2 protein-coding genes are annotated in these 916 nt (G+C 53.4%); one reads left to right on the top strand and one right to left on the bottom strand.

Annotated features, from left to right (window positions below; translation table 11 throughout):
• The first annotated feature begins 256 nt into the window (after positions 1–256).
• The gene (locus FEF27_RS13075; RefSeq protein WP_138171317.1) at positions 257–745 is read left to right on the top strand and encodes a hypothetical protein; all 489 of its coding nucleotides are present in this window, start codon (positions 257–259) and stop codon (positions 743–745) included.
• A 42-nt stretch (positions 746–787) separates the two neighbouring features.
• Here the strand turns inward: FEF27_RS13075 and FEF27_RS13070 are convergent.
• The coding region (locus FEF27_RS13070; RefSeq protein ID WP_138171316.1) for a transposase at positions 788–916 on the bottom strand (129 nt) is incomplete at its 5' end.

Raw genomic sequence — 916 nt, 5'->3', positions numbered from 1 at the left:
CTGCCTCTACACCCTCAAATACGAAGAGCCCCTTAAGAACAACGATCTCCCCATCTTCAGAAAAGACAACCTCTCTACCTACAGCTAACTCCCGGGGGCACCATCGAAGATGGGGGCCATTGATTTCCTTGCGCAGAAAGGGATTATTTGTCATATAAATCAACTGGTTCTTTCCGGGCCAATTTTCGGAGCGAGTTCTGTTAACATTGTTATATACCCCCTAGGGGTATATAACGTCTCGAGAGGAGGTTTTTCATTGACAGCTACGACACGTGCAACATCTAAGGCGAAGCGTGCTCGTCGTGATCATCCGGTAAACCTTGAGCATAGAAAGATGCTGCGGCTTGGGGACGAAGAATTAGCTGCAGTCGAAGAGACTCGTCGAGCGTTGTCGGTCGTCCGTGGAAGCGAAGTTGGGTTCTCAGAAGCGGTGCGGCTGCTCCTCACCGATAAGGTCGGTGTGGCGAAGGTAGAAGCTAAAGCCAAGGCGATCGTCTCCAGTGGGTCAGTACTCGGGGAGCGCGAGATCCCACAGCATGTTATCGATCTGCTCAACGACATTCAGCAACGGCTAGGCTACGCCCAAGGATCACTGAACTCCCTTTCAAAGGACTTGGTGCTGGTCAATGACAAGAACGATGGCCATATCAGCCAGCATCAGCTCGATAGAGCATTCGAAGATGTCCACGCTCTGCGGGTGTGGTTAGAAACCTTCGAGCACAAGCTTCTGCTGGGGACTGGATAATGGCGACCATCAACAGTCAGTCGAAAAGAGGCTCTTCGGACTTCAGGTGGGGAGGTGTCCGTCGAGGCCTCCGCCGATGAGCAGCATTCTGAGCCGGTAGTTCTCTCGGTTGCGGAAGCCTCGGGCGACGCGGCGGGCGAGTTCGATGAGCCCATTGATCGCTTCAGTACC

This window comes from Nesterenkonia sphaerica, assembly GCF_005771565.1.
GTDB classification, from domain to species: Bacteria; Actinomycetota; Actinomycetes; order Actinomycetales; family Micrococcaceae; genus Nesterenkonia; species Nesterenkonia sphaerica.
The sequence above is the reverse complement of the archived record's forward strand: the minus strand, read 5'-3'. Positions and strand labels throughout refer to the sequence as shown.